Annotated in this window: 22 protein-coding genes; 3 read left to right on the top strand and 19 right to left on the bottom strand. The window is 50.7% G+C overall.

What is annotated here, in order from left to right; translation table 11 throughout:
• The 9 genes from E6C74_RS20600 to fkpA all read right to left on the bottom strand — a co-directional run.
• The coding region (locus E6C74_RS20600; protein WP_240798233.1) for a GTP-binding protein at positions 1-206 on the bottom strand (206 nt) is incomplete at its 3' end.
• Positions 207-328: 122 nt separating this feature from the next.
• Entirely contained in the window at positions 329-2,425 is a 2,097-nt protein-coding gene (fusA, locus tag E6C74_RS20595) for an elongation factor G (RefSeq protein WP_136487918.1), read from the bottom strand.
• Positions 2,426-2,500: 75 nt separating this feature from the next.
• Positions 2,501-2,971 carry a 30S ribosomal protein S7 gene (gene rpsG / locus E6C74_RS20590; protein WP_136487917.1) on the bottom strand — a complete coding sequence of 157 codons (471 nt, stop codon included), beginning with the start codon at positions 2,969-2,971 and terminating at the stop codon, positions 2,501-2,503.
• 118 nt (positions 2,972-3,089) lie between these two features.
• The gene (gene rpsL, locus E6C74_RS20585) at positions 3,090-3,464 is read right to left on the bottom strand and encodes a 30S ribosomal protein S12 (protein WP_136487916.1); all 375 of its coding nucleotides are present in this window, start codon (positions 3,462-3,464) and stop codon (positions 3,090-3,092) included.
• Positions 3,465-3,647: 183 nt separating this feature from the next.
• Positions 3,648-3,923, bottom strand: a complete 276-nt coding sequence (tusB, locus tag E6C74_RS20580; protein WP_136487915.1) for a sulfurtransferase complex subunit TusB — start codon at positions 3,921-3,923, stop codon at positions 3,648-3,650.
• A gap of 8 nt (positions 3,924-3,931) precedes the next feature.
• The gene (tusC, locus tag E6C74_RS20575; RefSeq protein WP_136487914.1) at positions 3,932-4,288 is read right to left on the bottom strand and encodes a sulfurtransferase complex subunit TusC; all 357 of its coding nucleotides are present in this window, start codon (positions 4,286-4,288) and stop codon (positions 3,932-3,934) included.
• Entirely contained in the window at positions 4,285-4,692 is a 408-nt protein-coding gene (gene tusD / locus E6C74_RS20570) for a sulfurtransferase complex subunit TusD (protein WP_240798232.1), read from the bottom strand. Before tusD ends, tusC begins: the two co-directional genes overlap by 4 nt.
• Positions 4,689-5,411: a transcriptional regulator gene (locus E6C74_RS20565; protein WP_136487913.1), complete on the bottom strand. Its 723-nt coding sequence runs from the start codon at positions 5,409-5,411 to the stop codon at positions 4,689-4,691. Before E6C74_RS20565 ends, tusD begins: the two co-directional genes overlap by 4 nt.
• A 171-nt stretch (positions 5,412-5,582) precedes the next feature.
• On the bottom strand, positions 5,583-6,380 hold the full coding sequence (gene fkpA / locus E6C74_RS20560) for an FKBP-type peptidyl-prolyl cis-trans isomerase (RefSeq protein WP_136487912.1): 798 nt from the start codon (positions 6,378-6,380) through the stop codon (positions 5,583-5,585).
• Between the two features lie 139 nt (positions 6,381-6,519).
• Here fkpA and E6C74_RS20555 point away from each other — a divergent pair, with 139 nt between their 5' ends.
• Both E6C74_RS20555 and E6C74_RS20550 read left to right on the top strand, forming a co-directional pair.
• A complete protein-coding gene (locus tag E6C74_RS20555) occupies positions 6,520-7,497 on the top strand; it encodes a hypothetical protein (protein WP_136487911.1) in 978 nt (325 codons plus the stop codon).
• Between the two features lie 2 nt (positions 7,498-7,499).
• Positions 7,500-7,727 carry a SlyX family protein gene (locus E6C74_RS20550; protein ID WP_136487910.1) on the top strand — a complete coding sequence of 76 codons (228 nt, stop codon included), beginning with the start codon at positions 7,500-7,502 and terminating at the stop codon, positions 7,725-7,727.
• Between the two features lies 1 nt (position 7,728).
• Here E6C74_RS20550 and E6C74_RS21250 read toward each other — a convergent pair whose 3' ends face one another.
• The 10 genes from E6C74_RS21250 to tsaE all read right to left on the bottom strand — a co-directional run bounded on the left by E6C74_RS21250 (position 7,729) and on the right by tsaE (position 17,402).
• A complete protein-coding gene (locus E6C74_RS21250) occupies positions 7,729-7,854 on the bottom strand; it encodes a hypothetical protein (RefSeq protein WP_276605452.1) in 126 nt (41 codons plus the stop codon).
• A 31-nt stretch (positions 7,855-7,885) separates the two neighbouring features.
• Positions 7,886-8,074 carry a DUF2065 domain-containing protein gene (locus E6C74_RS20545; RefSeq protein WP_136487909.1) on the bottom strand — a complete coding sequence of 63 codons (189 nt, stop codon included), beginning with the start codon at positions 8,072-8,074 and terminating at the stop codon, positions 7,886-7,888.
• 119 nt (positions 8,075-8,193) lie between these two features.
• Positions 8,194-9,177: a protease modulator HflC gene (hflC, locus tag E6C74_RS20540; protein WP_136487908.1), complete on the bottom strand. Its 984-nt coding sequence runs from the start codon at positions 9,175-9,177 to the stop codon at positions 8,194-8,196.
• Positions 9,178-9,179: 2 nt separating this feature from the next.
• Positions 9,180-10,370, bottom strand: a complete 1,191-nt coding sequence (gene hflK, locus E6C74_RS20535) for an FtsH protease activity modulator HflK (protein WP_136487907.1) — start codon at positions 10,368-10,370, stop codon at positions 9,180-9,182.
• Positions 10,371-10,415: 45 nt separating this feature from the next.
• Positions 10,416-11,705 carry a ribosome rescue GTPase HflX gene (gene hflX, locus E6C74_RS20530; RefSeq protein ID WP_136487906.1) on the bottom strand — a complete coding sequence of 430 codons (1,290 nt, stop codon included), beginning with the start codon at positions 11,703-11,705 and terminating at the stop codon, positions 10,416-10,418.
• A gap of 42 nt (positions 11,706-11,747) precedes the next feature.
• Positions 11,748-12,011, bottom strand: coding sequence for an RNA chaperone Hfq (gene hfq, locus E6C74_RS20525; RefSeq protein ID WP_136487905.1), 264 nt, complete (start codon positions 12,009-12,011; stop codon positions 11,748-11,750).
• 197 nt (positions 12,012-12,208) lie between these two features.
• Entirely contained in the window at positions 12,209-13,141 is a 933-nt protein-coding gene (gene miaA, locus E6C74_RS20520) for a tRNA (adenosine(37)-N6)-dimethylallyltransferase MiaA (protein ID WP_136487904.1), read from the bottom strand.
• The gene (gene mutL / locus E6C74_RS20515) at positions 13,138-15,213 is read right to left on the bottom strand and encodes a DNA mismatch repair endonuclease MutL (RefSeq protein ID WP_136487903.1); all 2,076 of its coding nucleotides are present in this window, start codon (positions 15,211-15,213) and stop codon (positions 13,138-13,140) included. Before mutL ends, miaA begins: the two co-directional genes overlap by 4 nt.
• Positions 15,214-15,225: 12 nt before the next feature.
• The gene (locus E6C74_RS20510; RefSeq protein WP_168797074.1) at positions 15,226-16,899 is read right to left on the bottom strand and encodes an N-acetylmuramoyl-L-alanine amidase; all 1,674 of its coding nucleotides are present in this window, start codon (positions 16,897-16,899) and stop codon (positions 15,226-15,228) included.
• Between the two features lie 38 nt (positions 16,900-16,937).
• Entirely contained in the window at positions 16,938-17,402 is a 465-nt protein-coding gene (tsaE, locus tag E6C74_RS20505; RefSeq protein WP_136487901.1) for a tRNA (adenosine(37)-N6)-threonylcarbamoyltransferase complex ATPase subunit type 1 TsaE, read from the bottom strand.
• A gap of 207 nt (positions 17,403-17,609) precedes the next feature.
• Between tsaE and queG the strand changes: the two genes are divergently transcribed.
• The gene (gene queG, locus E6C74_RS20500; RefSeq protein WP_136487900.1) at positions 17,610-18,722 is read left to right on the top strand and encodes a tRNA epoxyqueuosine(34) reductase QueG; all 1,113 of its coding nucleotides are present in this window, start codon (positions 17,610-17,612) and stop codon (positions 18,720-18,722) included.
• Positions 18,723-19,550 lie beyond the last annotated feature (828 nt).

Below are 19,550 nucleotides of genomic sequence, written 5' to 3'. Positions count from 1 at the left end.
TCTACGTGTGAAGTAGAGATCGTGATACCACGCTCACGCTCTTCTGGAGCGTTGTCGATTGACGCGAAGTCACGAGCTGAACCACCGTACACTTTTGACAGTGTAGTACAGATAGCTGCGGTTAGAGTTGTTTTACCGTGGTCAACGTGGCCGATAGTACCAACGTTTACGTGCGGTTTCGTACGTTCAAATTTTTCTTTAGACACGATCGTGTTCCTTCCTAGTTATGATTCACCTTGAGTAACGTACACTCAGGGCGCGCCAGAAATTGCTATTTTATGCGCCAACGTCCGTCAGCGCAATAGATACGTCATTAATCAAATAACAACTAACCGCGTTCTGCCACAATTGCATCAGCAATGTTTTTTGGCACCTCGGCGTACTCTTTAAACTCCATGGAGTAAGAAGCACGACCTTGGGTTGCAGAACGCAAATCAGTCGCGTAACCAAACATCGCAGACAGTGGGACGCGGGCACGGATAATTTTCAGACCCGCCGGGCCATCATCCATACCTTCGATGATGCCGCGGCGACGGTTAAGGTCACCGACTACATCACCCATCCAGTCTTCCGGAGTGGTTACTTCGACTTTCATCATCGGCTCAAGAATAACCGGATTCGCTGCAAGCGCACCTTTCTTGAATGCCATGGAGCCGGCGATCTTAAACGCCATCTCACTCGAGTCGACATCGTGGAATGAACCATCGTAAAGTGTTGCCTTAACATCCAGTACTGGATAGCCGGCCAACACACCGTTGTTCATTTGTTCCTCGATACCTTTCGCTACCGGGCCGATGAATTCCTTAGGAATCGCACCACCCACGATTTCGTCGACGAAGACAAAGCCTTCGCCAGGTTCGGAAGGTTCGACTTTCAGCCAGACATGACCATATTGACCACGACCACCTGACTGACGAACAAACTTACCTTCCACTTCCGCTTTACCAAGAATGGTTTCGCGGTATGCAACCTGAGGTTTACCCACGTTACAGTCTACGTTGAATTCACGCTTCATGCGGTCAACGATGATGTCGAGGTGAAGTTCACCCATACCCGAGATCAGAGTCTGACCGGTTTCATCATCGGTTTCCACGCGGAATGACGGGTCTTCTGCAGCCAGTTTACCCAGCGCAATACCCATTTTTTCCTGATCGGCTTTAGAACGAGGTTCTACCGCGATCTGAATAACCGGAGTCGGGAATTCCATGCGCTCCAGAATCACTTTATGATTCGGATCACACAGGGTATCACCTGTGGTTACGTCTTTCAGACCGATTGCCGCAGCAATATCACCAGCGCGAACTTCTTTGATTTCTTCACGTTTGTTGGAGTGCATCTGAACGATACGACCGAAACGCTCTTTCTTCTGTTTCACTGAGTTGTAAACAGCATCACCTGAGTTCACAACACCAGAATAAACACGAATAAAGGTCAGCGTGCCCACGAATGGGTCGGTTGCGATCTTAAACGCCAGAGCCGAGAAAGGTTCGCTGTCGTCAGCGTGACGCTCAACTTCTTTCTCGTCATCATCAATACCTTTGATTGAAGGAACTTCAGTCGGTGATGGCAGATACTCAACCACAGCATCCAATACGGCTTGTACACCTTTGTTCTTAAATGCACTACCACAAGTGGCCAGTACAATTTCGTTATTTAGTGTACGCAGGCGCAGGCCTTGCTTGATTTCAGCTTCGCTCAGCTCACCTTCTTCAAGGTATTTATCCATCAACTCATCGTTCGCTTCTGCCGCAGCCTCAACCAGGTGAGTACGCCACTCTTCAGCAAGCTCTAACATGTCGGCTGGAATGTCTTCGTAAGTGAAGGTCATGCCTTGATCGGCTTCATTCCAGTTGATGGATTTCATCTTGATAAGGTCGATGACACCTTTGAACTCGTCTTCCGCACCAATGTTCAGTTGGATAGGAACCGGGTTCGCACCAAGACGGTTTTTAATTTGGTCTACAACGCGTAAGAAATCTGCACCCGCACGGTCCATCTTGTTAACAAACACCATGCGTGGAACATGATATTTATCTGCTTGACGCCATACAGTTTCAGACTGAGGTTCAACACCTGAGGAGCCACAGAACACAACGACAGCACCGTCAAGTACACGAAGAGAACGCTCTACTTCGATTGTGAAGTCAACGTGTCCCGGGGTGTCAATGATGTTGATGCGATGATCGTCGAATTGAGCTTCCATACCACGCCAGAAGGTGGTAGTCGCAGCGGAGGTGATTGTGATACCACGCTCTTGCTCTTGCTCCATCCAGTCCATGGTGGCAGCACCATCGTGAACTTCGCCGATTTTGTGAGAAAGGCCAGTGTAGAACAGAATACGCTCAGTAGTGGTAGTTTTTCCTGCATCTACGTGAGCACAGATACCGATGTTGCGGTAGCGCTCAATAGGAGTTTTACGAGCCACGATTGTATCCTCTTACTAAGGTTAACCTTAGAATTTAGAAATGTGCTGCGAGAGAACCTCGCAGCACAGAAGGTATTACCAGCGGTAATGAGCAAACGCTTTGTTCGCTTCTGCCATACGGTGAACGTCTTCACGTTTCTTAACAGCAGTACCTTTGTTTTCTGACGCGTCTAGCATTTCAGCAGCTAGGCGTGCAGCCATAGATTTTTCACCACGCTTACGCGCAGCTTCAACCAACCAACGCATAGCAAGTGCGTTACGGCGAACCGGACGTACTTCTACAGGAACCTGGTAAGTTGAACCACCAACACGGCGAGATTTAACCTCTACCGCTGGGCGAACGTTTTCAAGAGCTTCTTCAAATACAGCTAAGTGATCTTTACCAGATTTCTCAGCCATAGAGTCTAGTGCAGTGTAAACAATTTTCTCTGCAGTAGATTTTTTACCGTCAACCATAAGGATGTTAACGAATTTTGCCAGCAGTTCAGATTTGAACTTTGGATCTGGAAGGATCTTACGCTGACCAATAACGCGACGACGTGGCATGGAATATTCTCCGTTGTCTTCTTCAGGTTTTATCCAAAACTTTTCAGTTTTTTCAAAAAATTAAAATTGAAAATAAGTGTTTGGCCTTACTTAACGCTTTCTTTATAAAAAAGACGCATTAAGACTTAGGACGTTTCACACCGTACTTAGAACGAGCTTGTTTACGATCGTTAACGCCTGAACAGTCAAGCGCACCACGTACAGTGTGGTAACGAACACCCGGAAGGTCTTTAACACGACCGCCACGGATCAGAACAACGCTGTGCTCTTGCAGGTTGTGGCCTTCACCACCGATGTATGAAGTCACTTCAAAACCGTTAGTCAGGCGAACACGACATACTTTACGTAGTGCTGAGTTAGGTTTTTTAGGTGTAGTAGTATATACACGAGTACATACACCACGTTTTTGTGGGCACGCTTCTAGTGCAGGCACGTTGTTTTTCGCAACTTGCTTTACACGTGGCTTGCGTACCAACTGGTTAATAGTTGCCATTAGCTAGCTCCTGAAATTTACTAAAAAGTAAGCTTTGTGAAAAATCTATCCCTATTGCACTTAGCGCAATTAGGGACGCAAAATTCTATGCAGCAGTGGGAAGTGTGTCAAGAAATATACAGATCTTTTTTGCCGGTTGGCGCAAGTGGGGTGGACACCCGAACGTACACCCCGCAGTGCTTATTACCAAGTAATTGATTTACCGTATTTTACTGTGGCATCCACCCAACCATCCATATCGATAACCTCAACCAGTGGGGGACAGTGTGCGAGCCATCCGCGCGCTTGCAGATCCTCTTGCAGTGCATACACAGGAACAGCCGTCGGAAGATGGGAATAAAACGGACTGACCTGACTCGCCGCATACACGGCATTCTCAACCAGCAACAGAGCATCCTGGCTAAGCAGGTAGCGGCTGACCAGCGCCAGTTGCTGAGGGTTTTTTACAATATGCAGCATACGATGTCCTAAAACGTCACAATCTGATCAAAGCGTTGCCACAGCGTCGCAATCGCCTGCGGCTCCAGCGGCTTAGTCCCGACCACCAGATCCTCACTGCGCAGGCCCCATTCAGTGAGGCTGTGCGCGCAGGTATAACGCTGTTCGATGTCATACAAATCGAGCAGTTTAAATGCACTGATGTAATCGCGGCTCAATACTGCACCCGGCTCCTGACCCGCGACCAGTTGCAACACCCCTTCACCAATAAAAAATACCGCCAGATCTTCGCTATAAGCCGAGGCCGCCAGCAAAGCATCCAACCCTTCCCGACCGGCACTGACGGCATGCGGCGCGGAATGAAATACAAACGCGACTTTATTCAAAACTGTACCACCCTGTCTTGTGCCAATAATGCTTCTGCCAGACTACCAAGCCCGGTCTGTTCGAACGGTGCGGCCAGATTCGAGGCAGGCAACTGGTGCTGCTCGGCTTCAGCTGGGCTGAGCACACCGCGGCGCAGCGCAGCAGCCACGCAAGTCTCGAGGCGTACATTATGTTCTGCCGCCAGGCGCTGCCATGCGGCAACCAGATCAAATTCATCGTTAGCCGGTGCGGTCAATGCCGAGCCATTCTGCACTCCGTCCTGATAAAAGAATACGCTGCGCAGAGTGTGGCCCTTGGCAATCACCCGGCTGGCAAACAGGTAAGCGTTGCGCGCCGACTGGGTACCGTACACCGAGCCATTAACCAGCAAGGTAAAAGTCAGAGTCTGGTTTTCAGTGCTCACTTCTCGTCGTCCTCAGTCTTGCGCTGACGGATATACAGATAGACGGTGTGCTTAGAGATGTTGAGGCGATCCGCAACGCGGTTAATCGCATCTTTAATATCAAAAATACCTTTATCAAACAGCGCCATCACAATCTGACGGTTCTTGGTGTTGTTCGACACCGATTTGTCAGCATTGATCTCTTCAATGGTGCGCTCTACGGTCTGATCCACCAACTCCTCAACGTCACTGGCGAAGTTGACCGATGAGGCGGCCGCTTCCGCTTCCTGGGTCGGCATAAACGAGTGCAGCACCTGCGAAAACGGAGCGTCGAGGTTGACGTTGATACACAGCAGACCAATGACGCGGTTTTCGTCATTGCGGATCGCAATCGTGATCGACTTCATCAGCACGCCGCCTTTGGCGCGGGTAAAGTAAGAACGCGAAAAATTGCGCTCCGAGCCCTCGATGTCGCGCAGCATTTTCAGCGCCAGATCGGTGATCGGCGAGCCGACCTGACGCCCGGTATTTTCACCATTGGCAATTTTGACCGCCGAGGTGTTCAGATCTTCCAGCGAATGCAGAACGATTTCACAAAATGGCCCAATCAGGCTGGCTATCCCATCCACGACCGCTTCATATGAGCGCAGAATGACTTTGTCATGGTCCGTAAATGGTTTGACATGCACGGATTCCATTTCAAGTAACATATCGGCATTAAGGTTTTCTGTCGTTGTCACTGTACTTTGACCCTAGAACGAAAAATCAACAAATTGATGTAAGTTTATCAGAAAATTTTAACCGAATACTCAGCTATCTTGCCAACAAGTGATTTAGAACAACTTATGTACCCGGCGTACAAAAAAAGGGCCTGAACAAGTCAGGCCCTCCGATTACTTACTCAGTGCGGCTTACTGCGCGCTTTTCGCTTTTGCGTCGGCATCGCCGTTATCGATCTTCAGCAGCTCAACTTCAAACACCAAAGTTGAGTTAGCCGGAATCGTTGGCGTGTCCTGCTCGCCGTACGCCAGTTCTGGCGGGATAACGAACTTGTACTTGGCACCCACTTTCATCAGTTGCACGCCTTCAGTCCAGCCCGGGATCACACGGTTGAGCGGGAATGTTGCCGGTTCACCGCGATCGTAAGAGCTGTCGAACTGAGTACCGTCGATCAGTGTGCCTTTGTAGTGCACTTGTACGGTGTCCGTTTCTTTTGGCGTTTCGCCTTCACCCGGAGTCATCACCTGGTACAGCAGACCCGAGTCAGTCTTCTTCACACCATCCTGTTTTTCAAAATCAGCACGGAAGTCATCACCAGCCTTCTTGTTGGTGGCGGCTTTCTCTTCAGCCTGAGCTTTCATTTTCTCTGCAACACGTTTGTCCAGGCTTTCCAGCGCGGCACGCGTCTCTTCTTCAGTCATTTCTGCTTTACCGGCAAATACGTGCTGAATACCTTCCAGAACCAGATCCTTGTTGAGGTTGATTCCGATTTCAGCCGGCTTTTCAATACTGTTGCTCAGGTAGTTAGCAAACGAAACACCGATGGCGTACGCTGCTTTATCGTCTTCTGACTGCAGGTTCACCGTTTTCGCAGCGGCTGACTGTTCAGCGGCAGGTGCCGCACCTTCCGTTTTCGGTGCATCTTCCTGACAACCTACGGCCAGCATAACGGTTGCGGCAAGTAGCGACACTTTCAAAAGTGATTTCATTGAATTCTCCAATTTCGAGGCAAACCTTTTGTTATTGTGCACAAAACTTGGTTTCAAGCTGGTGCGCAACACAGAGTTGTACCAATATAGCTTTATGTATTCAGATTGTCTTTACACACTAGACGGATAATTAGATTTGATGCGAATAATTTCTCATTCCATCCTGCTGCTTGTTGTCATAGCGATGTTAAATGGCTGCTTTTTCTCTAACCAGGAAGCCGAACGCTGGGAGCTGGAGCCGGAAGGGTCCACCAGTTTCGGGCTCAGCAGAGACGGTCGCTTCGCCCTCGTCTATTCCAAACAACACCAATTGGTGTTCTGGGATCTCACCGAGCGCAAGCAACTGGCAGAACTCGGGGCTCAGGACCCGCAGGCCAGCACAGTATCGCTGATCCGCATCTCAGATAACGGCCGCTTTGCGATCACCGCGACCCAGGACAATTTCGCCGTCTGGGACCTTGGCTGGACACAAGCCGAAGGTCTCTGGTCCATCTCTGATGGTCAAATCCGCGCAGTGGATATCGCCAGTAACGGCGAACAGGTGCTGCTCGGATTATCCAATGGCAAAGCCATTTACGTCGATTTAGTCAGCGGGCGGCGCCTGGAGTTCCTTGCCCACCAAGAAAAAGTTAATTCTGTCGCGCTGGCCCCTAACGGACGCTACGCGCTGACCGGCGGCAATGATTACGCTGCTTACCTGTGGGATACCCAAAGCGGACAAATTCTGCGTAAGTTTGAACACGAACAAAGGGTCAATCGGGTCGCACTACAGCGCGATGGGAAACTGGCCTTTACCTCAGACGGCGGTAACCAGTCTTTCATCTGGGATCTGGAAAGTGGTCAAAAGCGCTCAGCGCTGCGCAGCTTCTCGCGTCAGCTGATTTTTTCTAGCGCACGCTTTTCCGATGACGGTTCAAAACTGGTGACCGGCACGCCATCCAGCCGCATCGAAGTGTGGGATACCAAGAGTGGCAAAAAGTCCGCCACCTTCGAAGCAGAACCTCGAAAAGATGCCCGCCCGCCACGCGCAGTAGTGTATGATGCGGCTTTTGATGCACAGCAGCGGGTCATATCGGCCACGTCTGCTGGGATAGCCCAAGCCTGGAAACTCGATTAATCATGCAAGACAACACCACGCAACAGCTGCTACAGCGTATTGATGACCTGGAATGTAAATTAGCGTTTCAGGAGCAGACCATTGACGAACTGAACGAGGCCCTAAGCCAGCAACAACTGCTGATCACTAAGATGCAGGATCAGATGAAATACGTGGTGGGTAAAGTTAAGAATATGGATACCTCCAACCTGGCCGACCCGGCGCAGGAAACGCCGCCGCCTCATTATTGAGTCAGGCGCTGCATCCGTTTTTATCTCGTCGCTCTGAGCCTTGACACCAGCAGCTCAGGGCGGCCTGAATCTGAGCCGGCGCCTGCGATGCCGTTGCTGGCTGCGGGTTCATATCGGCCAGTTCCATCGCTCTATTCCTTCGCTCAATTCGCCGCAGCTCAGCGAATAAACCAGTAGGCAATCACCGCACCGGTGACCACCAGGCAACCGCCTATCCGGCGCAGTTGGGTATCCGGCTGCTGACTCAGCTGAGCGACCATTTGCCGCCACCCATTAGGCGAGATTAACGGCCCCAACCCTTCGGCAATCAAGACCAGGCCAAAGGCAATCCAGAGTGAATCCGGCATTTTCTTTCTCTCCCGAGCGTATTCGCTCAACATTCTGTCTATGCCAACAATCCGATAAGCCCGGTCAGTACAGACGAAAAAAAGGCTCCGTGACGGAGCCTTGGTATACTATCAAGCGATTACTGAGCAGAGCCCGTTCCCTTCGCATTGTTCATGTATTTGAAGAAGTCGCTCTTCGGATCCAGAACCAGAATATCGCTCTTATTACTGAATGATTTCTCATACGCCTGCAGTGAACGCAGGAAACCGAAGAACTCCGGATCTTTGTTGTAAGTATCCGCATAGATTTTGGCTGCATTCGCATCCGCGTCACCACGGGTCACGCGCGCGGTTTTATCCGCTTCGGCCAGAATTGTTGCCACTTCCAGCTCTGCCTGAGCGCGAATCACTTCTGCTTTTTCACGACCTTGCGAACGGTGCTTACGAGCAACCGACTCACGTTCAGCACGCATACGACGGTAAATCGATTCACTGATTTCATCCGGCAGGTTGATTTTCTTCATCCGGAAGTCAACCACACGCACACCCAAATCTTTCATCGCGCTGGTCCGTGTATCCGCCAGCACGTTTTCCATGATTTGGTCACGCTGACCATCGATTTCCAGAGCCTGCTTGGCCGCTTCAGTGGTTACCACCTCGGAATCCGGACTGTCTGGCAGCACGTCGCTGTTGCGCGGACCGGAAACGATTTGTTTGATTTCACGCGCACCGATTTCTGAACGCAATACGTCGGTTACTTTACGTTCCAGCAACGCTTCTGCCGTCAGAGCGTTACCGCCACCGGTTGCCAGGTAGTACTGACCAAAGTCATCAATACGCCATTTCACGTACGAATCAATGATGACGTCTTTTTTCTCCGAGGTCACGAAACGGTCAGAACGGCCGTCCATGGTCTGGATACGTGCATCAAGAGTCTTCACACGGTCAAATAGTGGCATCTTGAAATGCAGACCCGGCTCGTAAATACGGGCGATTTCGTTGTTGTCTTTCAGGACACGACCAAAGCGGATTACGATACCGCGTTCCCCTTCAGGGATCACGAACATCGCCATCAGCAGCAGTGCCAGAACAACAACAACGACAGGGATCATCAACTTACGCATTCTTAGTATCTCCCTTGACGTGTGCTGGTTGAACGAGATTGGTCTTCACTTGGCGTTTCAGTACGCTGTGATTCCAGTTCGATCTTGTCGTAAGCCGACGAAGATTTGGTCTGACGTTTGGTCTGCTCACCTTCCTGACCTGCCAGCTTATCAATTGGCAGGTACAGCAGGTTGCCGCTTGAGTCTGAATCCACCAGCACTTTAGATGTATTACTGTACACTTCCTGCATCGCATCCAGGTAGAGACGATCACGGGTAACTTGTGGCGCCGCCTGGTATTCCGGTAACAGTTTCTCGAACTGCGCTACCTGACCCAGAGCTTCGTTGACGATGCGCTCATTGTAACCTTGTGCTTCTTTCTTCAGACGCTCAGCACGACCGGTTGCTTTAGGCAAAATTTCGTTTTTGTACGCTTCTGCTTCACGGATGAAACGCTCTTCATCTTCTCGCGCGGCAATCGCGTCATCAAACGCGTCTTTTACCTGCTCCGGCGGACGGGCAGACTGGAAGTTGACATCGACCAGAATCAGGCCCATGTCGTAGTTATCGATGATTTGATTCAGTGTTTCCTGAGTGTACTGACGAATCTGTTGACGACCACTGGTCAGGATGCTGTCCATCAGCGAGTCACCGATTACCGCACGCAGTGCAGAGTCGGTGGCCTGACGCAGGCTGTCATCCGCATTGGTCACCTTGTACAGGTACTTGTACGGGTCAGCGATACGGTACTGAACGTCCATCGAAACCGTCACCACGTTTTCATCTTTGGTCAGCATGAGACCTGATGCACGCAGTGAACGGATCGCCTGCACGTTAACCGGAGTCACTTCATCGATAAAACGCGGACGCCAGTTCAGGCCCGGATCAACGATACGATCGTATTTACCCAGACGTAACACCACGCCACGCTCAGCTTCACCAATTGTGTAGAAGCCAGCAAAGAACCAGATAGCGATCGCTATAACAGCAATGACACCAAAGCCAATTGCGCTACCACCAGAGAAAGACGGTCCTTTCCCTCCGCCTCGCTTACCAAACTTGCCCCCCAGTTTCTGACTCAGCTTGTTAAAGACTTCGTCTAAATCTGGCGGACCTTGTTCACGGCCACCTTTACCGCCGCGATTATTGTTACCCCAAGGGTCATTATCGCGGCCGTTGTTGCCGTTGTTATTACCGGGCTCATTCCACGCCATTAGAAAGCTCCATCATTTGATATGACGTTATACTTTAGCAGTCCTTTAAGTAACTATAAAGTCACGTAAAACTGCCTCTTCTCTTTTCTCTAGTCTAGACCAATCCACCTGCTGCATACGAACTGTGATCAGTAAATTGCCTTCCTGATCATACTCTTCGTCCTGTATACACTTCATTTGGAAGAATGTACTACGGATTCTGCCCTGATGTTGCGGCGGAATGCACAGGCGGTGCTCGACTATCTGACTGGCCAAACGCTCGGTCAGTGCTGCAAATAGCAGATCCAGCCCCTGACCTTCCATAGCCGAGAGCCATACCGTTCTCGGTACGCCTTCGTCATCTCTCTCTATACGAGGTTGCTGTCCATCCAGATTATCTATTTTGTTCATCACCAGCAGAGTCGGGATTTCATTCGCCTCAATCTCTGTCAGTACAATATCAACAGCTTGGATATTCTCACGAAAACGGTCATCACTGGCATCGACAACATGTAACAAAATGTCAGCTTCCTGAGTTTCTTGTAACGTTGCTTTAAATGCCGCCACTAAATCGTGGGGTAAGTGACGAATAAAACCTACCGTGTCAGCCAGAATCGCCGGTCCGACATCCGCCAGGTCAATTTTACGCAGGGTAGGATCCAGCGTCGCAAATAACTGGTCTGCGGCGTAGACATCTGCCGCGGTAATGCGGTTAAACAGTGTCGATTTGCCTGCGTTTGTATAGCCGACCAGAGAAACAGTCGGAATTTCTGCCCGGTTACGAGCCCGTCGACCTTGTTCACGCTGTTTAGCCACTCGGTCTAAACGGCGCAGAATCGCTTTGATACGTTCACGCAATAAACGACGGTCGGTTTCCAGCTGAGTTTCCCCCGGCCCACGTAAACCGATACCCCCTTTCTGCCGCTCCAGGTGCGTCCAACCACGAATCAGGCGCGTTGAGATATGACGCAGCTGCGCCAATTCAACTTGTAGTTTACCTTCATGGGTACGGGCACGCTGTGCAAAGATATCCAGGATCAGACCGGTACGGTCAATCACCCGACACTGGCAGAGATGTTCGAGGTTACGTTCTTGGGCAGGAGAAAGGGCATGGTTGAAAATCACCACATCCGCGCCGGTCATCTGAACGGCTTGTGCGATTTCCTGGGCTTTGCCCTCACCGACATAATATTTAGGGTGAGGAGATTGTCGGCTGCCGGTCACAACCTGCAGCGTCGATACTCCAGCAGAAGAGACCAGCATCTGGCATTCGCTGAGATCTTCCCACTCACCCTCTTGCGTGAAGTTGATATGAACAAGTACGGCTCGCTCACCGGCTTCATAACGGTCAAACAAGCTACCAACTCCTTAATCGATAGTAATATACACGCAGAAGAATTAGTCTTCTGACTTATCAGCACCACGCTCATTAGCAGGACGTTCACCGCTGTGATGGCTCACAGGACGAGCAGGTACTACTGTTGAAATCGCGTGCTTGTAAACCATTTGGTTTACTGTGTTTTTCAATAGGATCACAAACTGATCAAATGATTCAATCTGGCCTTGCAGTTTAATGCCGTTTACCAAGTAAATTGATACTGGGATACGCTCGCGACGTAGTGCATTCAAGAATGGGTCTTGTAGAGATTGCCCCTTAGCCATTTTATTTTCCTTATTTTGTATTTTGTTGTAGTTATTTAGCTAGCGGTGCACGGACTTCTGTGCGGCCTTCGCATCTGAGCTAAACGAATAAAATCACCCCGTTGTTACCTATGATTGGGGCAGATGCGCCAAAAACAAGTAACGGATCCTTTACAGGGTACATCTACGCAAAAGCGATCACATTATACACAGCTAATTCAATCAGATGCTATGGCATTTGAGAGAGTTTCCAATGCTTGTTCAACGTTTTCGCTATCTAACCAAGTTAAATCATTCCAGCTGCGTAACCAGGTGATCTGACGCTTGGCCAATTGACGAGTGGCGCAGATTCCGCGAAAAATCGCTTCATCCAGAGTACCGTTCCCGTCTAAGTAATCCCACATCTGTCGATAACCGACACAACGAATGGATGGCAGATCCGGGTGAAGATCATCACGCTGATACAGCGCTCTGACTTCTTGTTCAAACCCGGCTTCGACCATCTTTTCAAATCGGAGTTCAATTCGACGATGAAGTTCAGCCCTTTCCTTGGGAGCTATAGCGAACTGCTTAACCCGGAAAGGCAATGCCTCACCTTTAGTTTGAGTCAGTTCAGTAAGAGTTTTACCTGAAATCCGGTAAACTTCCAATGCCCGAGACAATCTTTGTGGATCATTTGGATGAATTCGCTGCGCAGAAACGGGATCAATGTCTTGCAACTGCTGATGCAGATGAGCCCAGCCAAACTGTTTGGCCTCGTCATCGATCTGCTGACGAATATCAGGATTCGCCGCCGGCAGAGGCGATAAACCTTCCAGCAGCGCTTTGTAATACAGCATAGTACCGCCCACCAGTAGCGGGATTTTGCCCTGATCGGCAATCGCCTGCATTTCACGCAGGGCATCGCGACGAAAATCAGCTGCTGAGTAAGCCTCGCTCGGATCGAGAATATCGATCAGACGATGCGGCGCCAGTGCCAGTTCAGACGGCTCCGGCTTGGCGGTGCCGATATCCATGCCTTTATAAATCAAAGCGGAATCGACACTGATGATCTCGACCGGGAATTTCTGGCGCAGGCGAATCGCCAGATCGGTTTTACCGGAGGCGGTCGGCCCCATTAAAAACAGGGCTAAAGGTAATTGTTCACTCATGACTTCAATGCTGCAATGGTCGCGGAAAAATCCACAGGCCGGACAAACTGCCTGTCGTGTAAGGGAAGGGTTCCCTGCCACAACTGCTCAATCTCTGCTATCAATTGGATGGCCTGCGACAAAGTGTAGTCCGCTTCGCGGTCTGCCACATAATCAGCCAGCCAATCCGCCAGAGCGCCGAGGGTTAACTCATCCGCTGCCTGCTCGTAAATTTGGGTGACGTAAGATAACAGATCTGGCAGTAAGTTTTGCAGATTTTGCTGCCTTAATGGTTGCGGCACCCCCATCACCATCAAAGAAGTGCCATTGCGCGCTTTAAGCTCAATACCAAACCGGCTGAGCAGAGGCTGATAATGCGGCAGCGCCGCGGCTTCCTGCGGGGAAATTTTCAGTGCCAGCGGTACCAACAGCGGCTGACTCCTGAGTGACTCTTGCTGCGGTTCAAGCTGACCACGGCTGCGCAGCCAGGCCGCTTTGGCCAGTGACAACAATACACACCCCTGCAGAGACGTCATCAGCAGATACTCGCCTTCCACCACAGCAACCGCTTTGCCGAGCTGTTCGAGGCTGAGCGGCAACTCCTCTGGATGGGGAACCTGTGTCTGGTGCTGAGCTGGCTGCTCGCCCTCTGATGTGGCGGATGGTAAGTCCGGGGTTTGCATTAAACGCTGGTAGGCTCTGACCTCTGCCGCACTGGGAGACGGTTTGGGACCGCGCTCGGATGCCGACCGGCCCGATGAAGACGCGGCCTCACGCCACTCAGAACGCGGCGCCGATTCACGCACCTGACTGCGCTCGCCGCCTGATGAAGAGCGGTCGGAGGCGTAGTCAGAACGCCCCGGATAGGACGGGGTATTTTCCACCGCACGATAAACATGCTGAGGCACCGGCGATGAGCCGGCTTCAGCCACCGCTGGTTGCGCCAGCCGGTTGTCCTCTTCTGCCGTCTGTTCTGACATCGTGGCCTGCTCTGACATCACGGCCTGGTCACTTGGCTGCACTGGCGGGGATGGCTGAGACGACGAATGGGGCTGATGGAATGCCGCTTCACTGTGGGCCGGAGCATCAATATGCTGGCTTTGTGCTAACGCGCTGCTCAGCGCCTGATAAATAAAATCATGCACCAGTCGGGCCTGATGGAAACGCACCTCATGCTTGGCGGGGTGGACATTAACATCCACTTGATGCGGATCGATTTCGATAAACAGGACATAAGTTGCGAACTGGTCGGGACGCAGGCTGGTTTCATAACTCTGGCGGATGGCATGATTGATGAGTTTGTCGCGCATCATGCGTCCGTTGACATAGCAGTACTGCAAGTCACTTTGGCTACGGGCGCCCTCTGGGGTGGTTATCCAGCCATGCAGTCTGAGCCCCTGATGTTCGAGCTCAATTTTCAGCATATGACGCACAAAAGAGGCACCGCAAACCGCAGCAATACGCTTTTCCAGCTGAATTTCCGTTTTGGCAGCCCGGTACTGGCGAATCATTTTACCGTTATGGCGCAGATTAAAGGTGACATCAAAACGGCTCAGAGCAATACGCTTGAGCAACTCGTCGATATGGGTAAATTCGGTCTTTTCGGTGCGCAGGAATTTGCGCCGCGCCGGAGTATTGAAAAACAGATCCAGCACTTCCACACTGGTTCCGATCGGATGTGCTGCCGGTTGCAGCTTCACTTCCATATCGCGGCCTTCACTGTAGGCGGACCAGGCTTCTTCCTGTGTCGCCGGGCGAGAAGTCATAGTCAGACGTGACACCGAACTGATACTGGCCAACGCTTCACCACGAAAGCCGAGGCTGATGATGGCTTCGAGATCATCCAGAGTATGGATTTTAGAGGTCGCGTGACGACTCAATGCCAGCCCTAATTCATCTTTATCTATCCCGCAGCCGTTATCCCGGATACGGATCAGCTTGGCACCGCCTTTTTCGATATCGATATCGATGCGGGTAGCACCGGAATCAAGGCTGTTCTCAACCAGTTCTTTGACCACAGAAGCCGGTCTTTCCACCACTTCCCCGGCGGCAATCTGGTTTGCCAGACGTGCCGGCAAAATACGAATCGTCATACACGCCCCGTGTTATTTATTGGGAATAATCAGCACCTGTCCCACCGCCAGCTGATCAGAACGCAGCTTGTTGGCATCGCGAATACTCTGAACGCTGACACTGTATTGTGAGGCAATTTTACCGAGGAATTCACCACGCGCCACCTTATGTTTACGCAATGGCTTATCTTTCAGACTGACGGTAATTTTCAGCTTCTGTCCCAGGCGCAGAGTATCGGACTTCAGGTTATTCTCACGCTTAATCGCCTCAACCGATACTTTATAGGTCGCGGCAAGCTTACCGAGGTAATCACCGGATTTCACCTCATGGGTAATCGTCTCGGTCTCAACCGGATTATTCAGCACCGGAACCTGGACCGGAGAACGCTGCCCTCCCGGAATAGTCAGTACCTGCCCCACCGCAATGCTGCTGCTTTTCAGCTTGTTGACCTGCATCAGGGTATCCACGCTGGTACCGTACTTACTGGCAATCACCGACAACGATTCGCCGCGCGCCACTTTATGCTGCTGCTTTTTACCCCGGTTGGCAAACAGTGTTCCTTCCGGCGGATTATCCTCAAAATACTGCACCACCGCTTTGGTCATTGCCCGGGCCAGCTTGTCCTGATGGCTGCGCTGGAAGAGTAGCTTCTCCTCCGTGGGGTTAGAGATAAAACCGGTCTCTACCAACACCGAAGGAATATCCGGTGATTTCAACACTGCCAGGCTAGCGTTGACCGGGTCTTTTTTATGTAAGTGTGCCACTTTACCCATTTCCCGCAAAATGTTGGAGGCGACTTTGTAGCCCTCTTTCTGTGAATGGCTGAACTGCAGATCAAGCAAGGTCTGACTGACGTTGCGGTCGGCATTGTTCTTAGACAATACTTCACCGGCACCACCCAGTAATTCTGATTGCTGCTCGTGATTTTCAACCCAACGGGCAATCTCGGTATTGGCACGACGGGTGTTAAGCACAAACACCGATGCGCCACGCGGCTGCGGCGAACGGAACGCGTCTGCGTGTACCGACACCAATAAGTGCGCTTTGTTCTTACGGGCGATTTCTGAACGTTTGTTGAGATTGACGAAATAGTCGCCGCGACGAGTCAGTACCGCCTTCATACCCGGAACCGCATTGATCTGCGCCGCCAGCTTCTTGGCCACACTCAGCGTGATGTCCTTTTCATAGCGACGGGACGGACCAATTGAGCCCGGATCTTCGCCACCATGTCCGGCGTCGATAGCCACCACAATATCTTCGGTACCATACAGCTGAGAGGCATCTCGGCTGACTTTATTCTCACTGCTGCCAGCAGATGACGCGGTCGATGACGTATCGCCATGGGGCAGATCGATGACCAGACGATGACCGTACTGCCCTCCCGGTGTCGGAGCCAGTTTGAACAATTGCGGCGTGGTGCTTTTTTTCAATTCCAGCACCAGACGGTAGGTTGACTTCTCAGGAGGAGAACTGGCGCGTATCTTGGTAAGAATTGCGCTATCGCTGACCGATACCGGCAATTTAGTGTCTGATGAGGTTTGCTGCAGGTCAACCACCAGGCGATCAGGACCACTTAAGGTGAAGTAACTGAAGGTGACCTCAGACTTAACGTCAATCACGACACGAGTTTCATCGGGTGAGGGCCAGACCCGCACCCCTTCGAGAACATTGGCATTCGCAAGCGCAGAAACAAATGCCAGCGCCATGACAATCAGGGCGCTGCAAAAACGGGAAGGTTTAACAATCAACATAACTCCAACTGACTCAGTAAAGTTCGCCCATAGTCATTATTGGCCGTCAACACCGCCTGACGTTGCTGCCCATCGTAACGCATTTCAATATCCAGGTCGGATGTTGGCAGCATGCCGTAGCCCTTCTCAGGCCATTCCACCAGACAAATAGCATCATCGGTAAAGTAGTCGCGGATGCCCATGAATTCTAACTCTTCCGGATCCGCCAGACGGTAAAGATCAAAATGATAAACCTGCCAATCGGCTAACTGATACGGTTCCACCAAGGTGTAAGTCGGGCTTTTCACATTACCCGGATGACCGAGAGCGCGAATGAAACCGCGGCTGAACGTGGTTTTACCGGCGCCTAGATCACCGTGCAGATAGAGGGTGGTTTGTTGCGAGCACAGATTTGCCAGCGCCGTGCCGAGTTTTACCGTCTCTTGCTCATCTTTAAGAGTGAAAGTCTTGGTGCTCATGAATAATATCTCTAATACGTCGAACATCGACTATATAAAAATCAAAAGAAACAGAATAGTAAACTGGGTTGGATTTAAGAGACAAGCTCTGTTCTGTAAGCATACCGAAAATTCTTCAAAGGATAAGAGGCAAAAGCGCCGGATCCGGCTGGATCCACAGACTGAGATCCGCTAAGATCCCGCCCCCCTTGCAGCGAGCATTAGACTATGGATTACCATCAACTTGCCGATCAAATCAAACTGTGGGCCAAACAACTCGGTTTTGACAAGGTTGGGATCTGCGATGTCGATCTAAGTGAACACGAAGCGGAGCTGCAGCGCTGGCTAGATGCCGGCTACCATGGTGATATGGACTGGATGGCAAGACATGGCATGCTAAGAGCCCGGCCAGACGAGCTGCTGCCAGGCACGATTCGGGTTATCAGCGCACGAATGAACTATCTGCCACCACAAGCCCAGTTTGCCAGTAACCTTGATGATCCGAGCCAGGCCTATATCAGCCGCTATGCGCTGGGGCGTGACTATCACAAGCTGGTACGCAACCAGTTAAAAAAGCTGGGTGAAAAAATTGAGCAGGCCGTGGGACAGTTAGGTTATCGCCCGTTTGTGGACTCGGCGCCTATTCTGGAGCGCCCGCTGGCGCAAAAAGCCGGACTGGGCTGGAGCGGCAAGCACTCACTGATACTGGATAAAGACGCAGGTTCATGGTTCTTTCTCGGTGAGTTGCTGGTTGATATCCCGTTGCCGGTTGATACACCAGCCAGTAATGAGTGCGGAAAATGCCAGGCCTGCATGACATCCTGCCCGACCGGTGCGATTACAGAAGAAGGGGTCGTTGATGCCAGACGCTGCATTTCGTATCTGACAATTGAGTTTGCCGGTGTGATACCGCTCGAGTTTCGCCAAGCGATGGGTAACCGAATTTATGGCTGTGATGATTGTCAGTTGGTGTGTCCGTGGAACCGCTTTTCCGATGTGACCGAACAGACCGATTTTCATCGACGGGATATTTTTAACGACCCGGATCTGGTCACGCTATTTGAATGGGATGAAGAAACCTTCCTACGCAATATGCAAGGCTCGGCAATTAGACGTATCGGCCATGAGCAATGGCAGCGTAATTTAATTGTTGCCATGGGGAATGCCCCTTACTCTGGCAGAATCATTGCCACGCTGGAGAGTCACCAAGGCCGCTCAGAATTGCTGGATACACATATTGAGTGGGCGCTGGCGCAACAGTACCAACAGTTACCACAGACGAATAACAAGCATCAACGCTTAATACGGATAATCCAAAAAGGGCTGCCAAGGGATGCATGAGTAGTATCTGGTGACACAACCGCTACGCACATACTTTGATATGGTTCTCAAATATACGTAATGTGGAAAAAATTTTAACTCCACTTCATTTTCTAAATTTCAGAAAAGTTAGTCACACCAGCAGGAAATGATTAGGATCAACGAAAATACAGTTAATGATCGTTTTTTATCCAGAAGAAAACCGAGAAAAATCAAAAGATATCCATTAGAATCAACAAGTTACATATAACCCAGTTGTCGAACATAACTGGGGACACGAGAAAAGATCCTGCCGCAAGTGTCCATTCCAGCTACTGAAAAACACTTTATACACCAAGTTATCCACAATTCTATTCTGTGGATAAGTCTGTTAATGAACGGTACAAAATCCGTGTACTCCTGACAAAAGAGCAACGAAAACTTGCTGGATAATGTTTTTTTGAGGTAAAAAAACCACCCTGCCAGACAGCAGCGTGTTCTTTTTAAATGGGGGTTTATGCTTCACAGCATTAGAGAAAGAGCGTTGGCGACTAAGCCAGATTTGCTGTTTTCAAAGCAAAAAAATCTGCGAACCAGTCGCAGTATTCTTTAACTTCTATTCACTTTGTTGAATTTGGTTGCTTTGCCGGGCTGTATTTGAACCTAGCGGCGCATCCGTCGATGACCTGAGGGTTATGATTATCACAACGAGCAGACTATCTTGAATTTGGTTGCGGGGCCGGGTTTGTACCGGGCGGCGCATCCGTCGACGGCCTGAGGGTTATGATTATCACAACGAGCAGACTATCTTGAATTTGGTTGCGGGGGCCGGATTTGAATCGGGCGGCGCATCCGTCGACGGCCTGAGGG

It is taken from the genome of Vibrio sp. H11 (genome assembly GCF_004804295.1).
GTDB lineage: Bacteria > Pseudomonadota > Gammaproteobacteria > Enterobacterales > Vibrionaceae > Vibrio > Vibrio ostreae.
Note: the sequence above shows the minus strand (reverse complement) of the source record. Positions and strands in the feature narration are given on the sequence as shown.

What these genes read in the sequence shown, in the direction of transcription:
- hflC (WP_136487908.1), bottom strand. Translation starts at nt 9,177, where the DNA reads ATGCGTAAGTTGATGATCCCTGTCGTTGTTGTTGTTCTGGCACTGCTG.
- miaA (WP_136487904.1), bottom strand. Translation starts at nt 13,141, where the DNA reads ATGAGTGAACAATTACCTTTAGCCCTGTTTTTAATGGGGCCGACCGCC.
- rpsL (WP_136487916.1), bottom strand. Translation starts at nt 3,464, where the DNA reads ATGGCAACTATTAACCAGTTGGTACGCAAGCCACGTGTAAAGCAAGTT.
- mutL (WP_136487903.1), bottom strand. Translation starts at nt 15,213, where the DNA reads ATGACGATTCGTATTTTGCCGGCACGTCTGGCAAACCAGATTGCCGCC.
- E6C74_RS21250 (WP_276605452.1), bottom strand. Translation starts at nt 7,854, where the DNA reads ATGGAACTGGCCGATATGAACCCGCAGCCAGCAACGGCATCGCAGGCG.
- E6C74_RS20550 (WP_136487910.1), top strand. Translation starts at nt 7,500, where the DNA reads ATGCAAGACAACACCACGCAACAGCTGCTACAGCGTATTGATGACCTG.
- E6C74_RS20510 (WP_168797074.1), bottom strand. Translation starts at nt 16,899, where the DNA reads ATGGCGCTGGCATTTGTTTCTGCGCTTGCGAATGCCAATGTTCTCGAA.
- fkpA (WP_136487912.1), bottom strand. Translation starts at nt 6,380, where the DNA reads ATGAAATCACTTTTGAAAGTGTCGCTACTTGCCGCAACCGTTATGCTG.
- E6C74_RS20555 (WP_136487911.1), top strand. Translation starts at nt 6,520, where the DNA reads ATGCGAATAATTTCTCATTCCATCCTGCTGCTTGTTGTCATAGCGATG.
- rpsG (WP_136487917.1), bottom strand. Translation starts at nt 2,971, where the DNA reads ATGCCACGTCGTCGCGTTATTGGTCAGCGTAAGATCCTTCCAGATCCA.
- tusB (WP_136487915.1), bottom strand. Translation starts at nt 3,923, where the DNA reads ATGCTGCATATTGTAAAAAACCCTCAGCAACTGGCGCTGGTCAGCCGC.
- hflK (WP_136487907.1), bottom strand. Translation starts at nt 10,370, where the DNA reads ATGGCGTGGAATGAGCCCGGTAATAACAACGGCAACAACGGCCGCGAT.
- hfq (WP_136487905.1), bottom strand. Translation starts at nt 12,011, where the DNA reads ATGGCTAAGGGGCAATCTCTACAAGACCCATTCTTGAATGCACTACGT.
- E6C74_RS20545 (WP_136487909.1), bottom strand. Translation starts at nt 8,074, where the DNA reads ATGCCGGATTCACTCTGGATTGCCTTTGGCCTGGTCTTGATTGCCGAA.
- queG (WP_136487900.1), top strand. Translation starts at nt 17,610, where the DNA reads ATGGATTACCATCAACTTGCCGATCAAATCAAACTGTGGGCCAAACAA.
- tsaE (WP_136487901.1), bottom strand. Translation starts at nt 17,402, where the DNA reads ATGAGCACCAAGACTTTCACTCTTAAAGATGAGCAAGAGACGGTAAAA.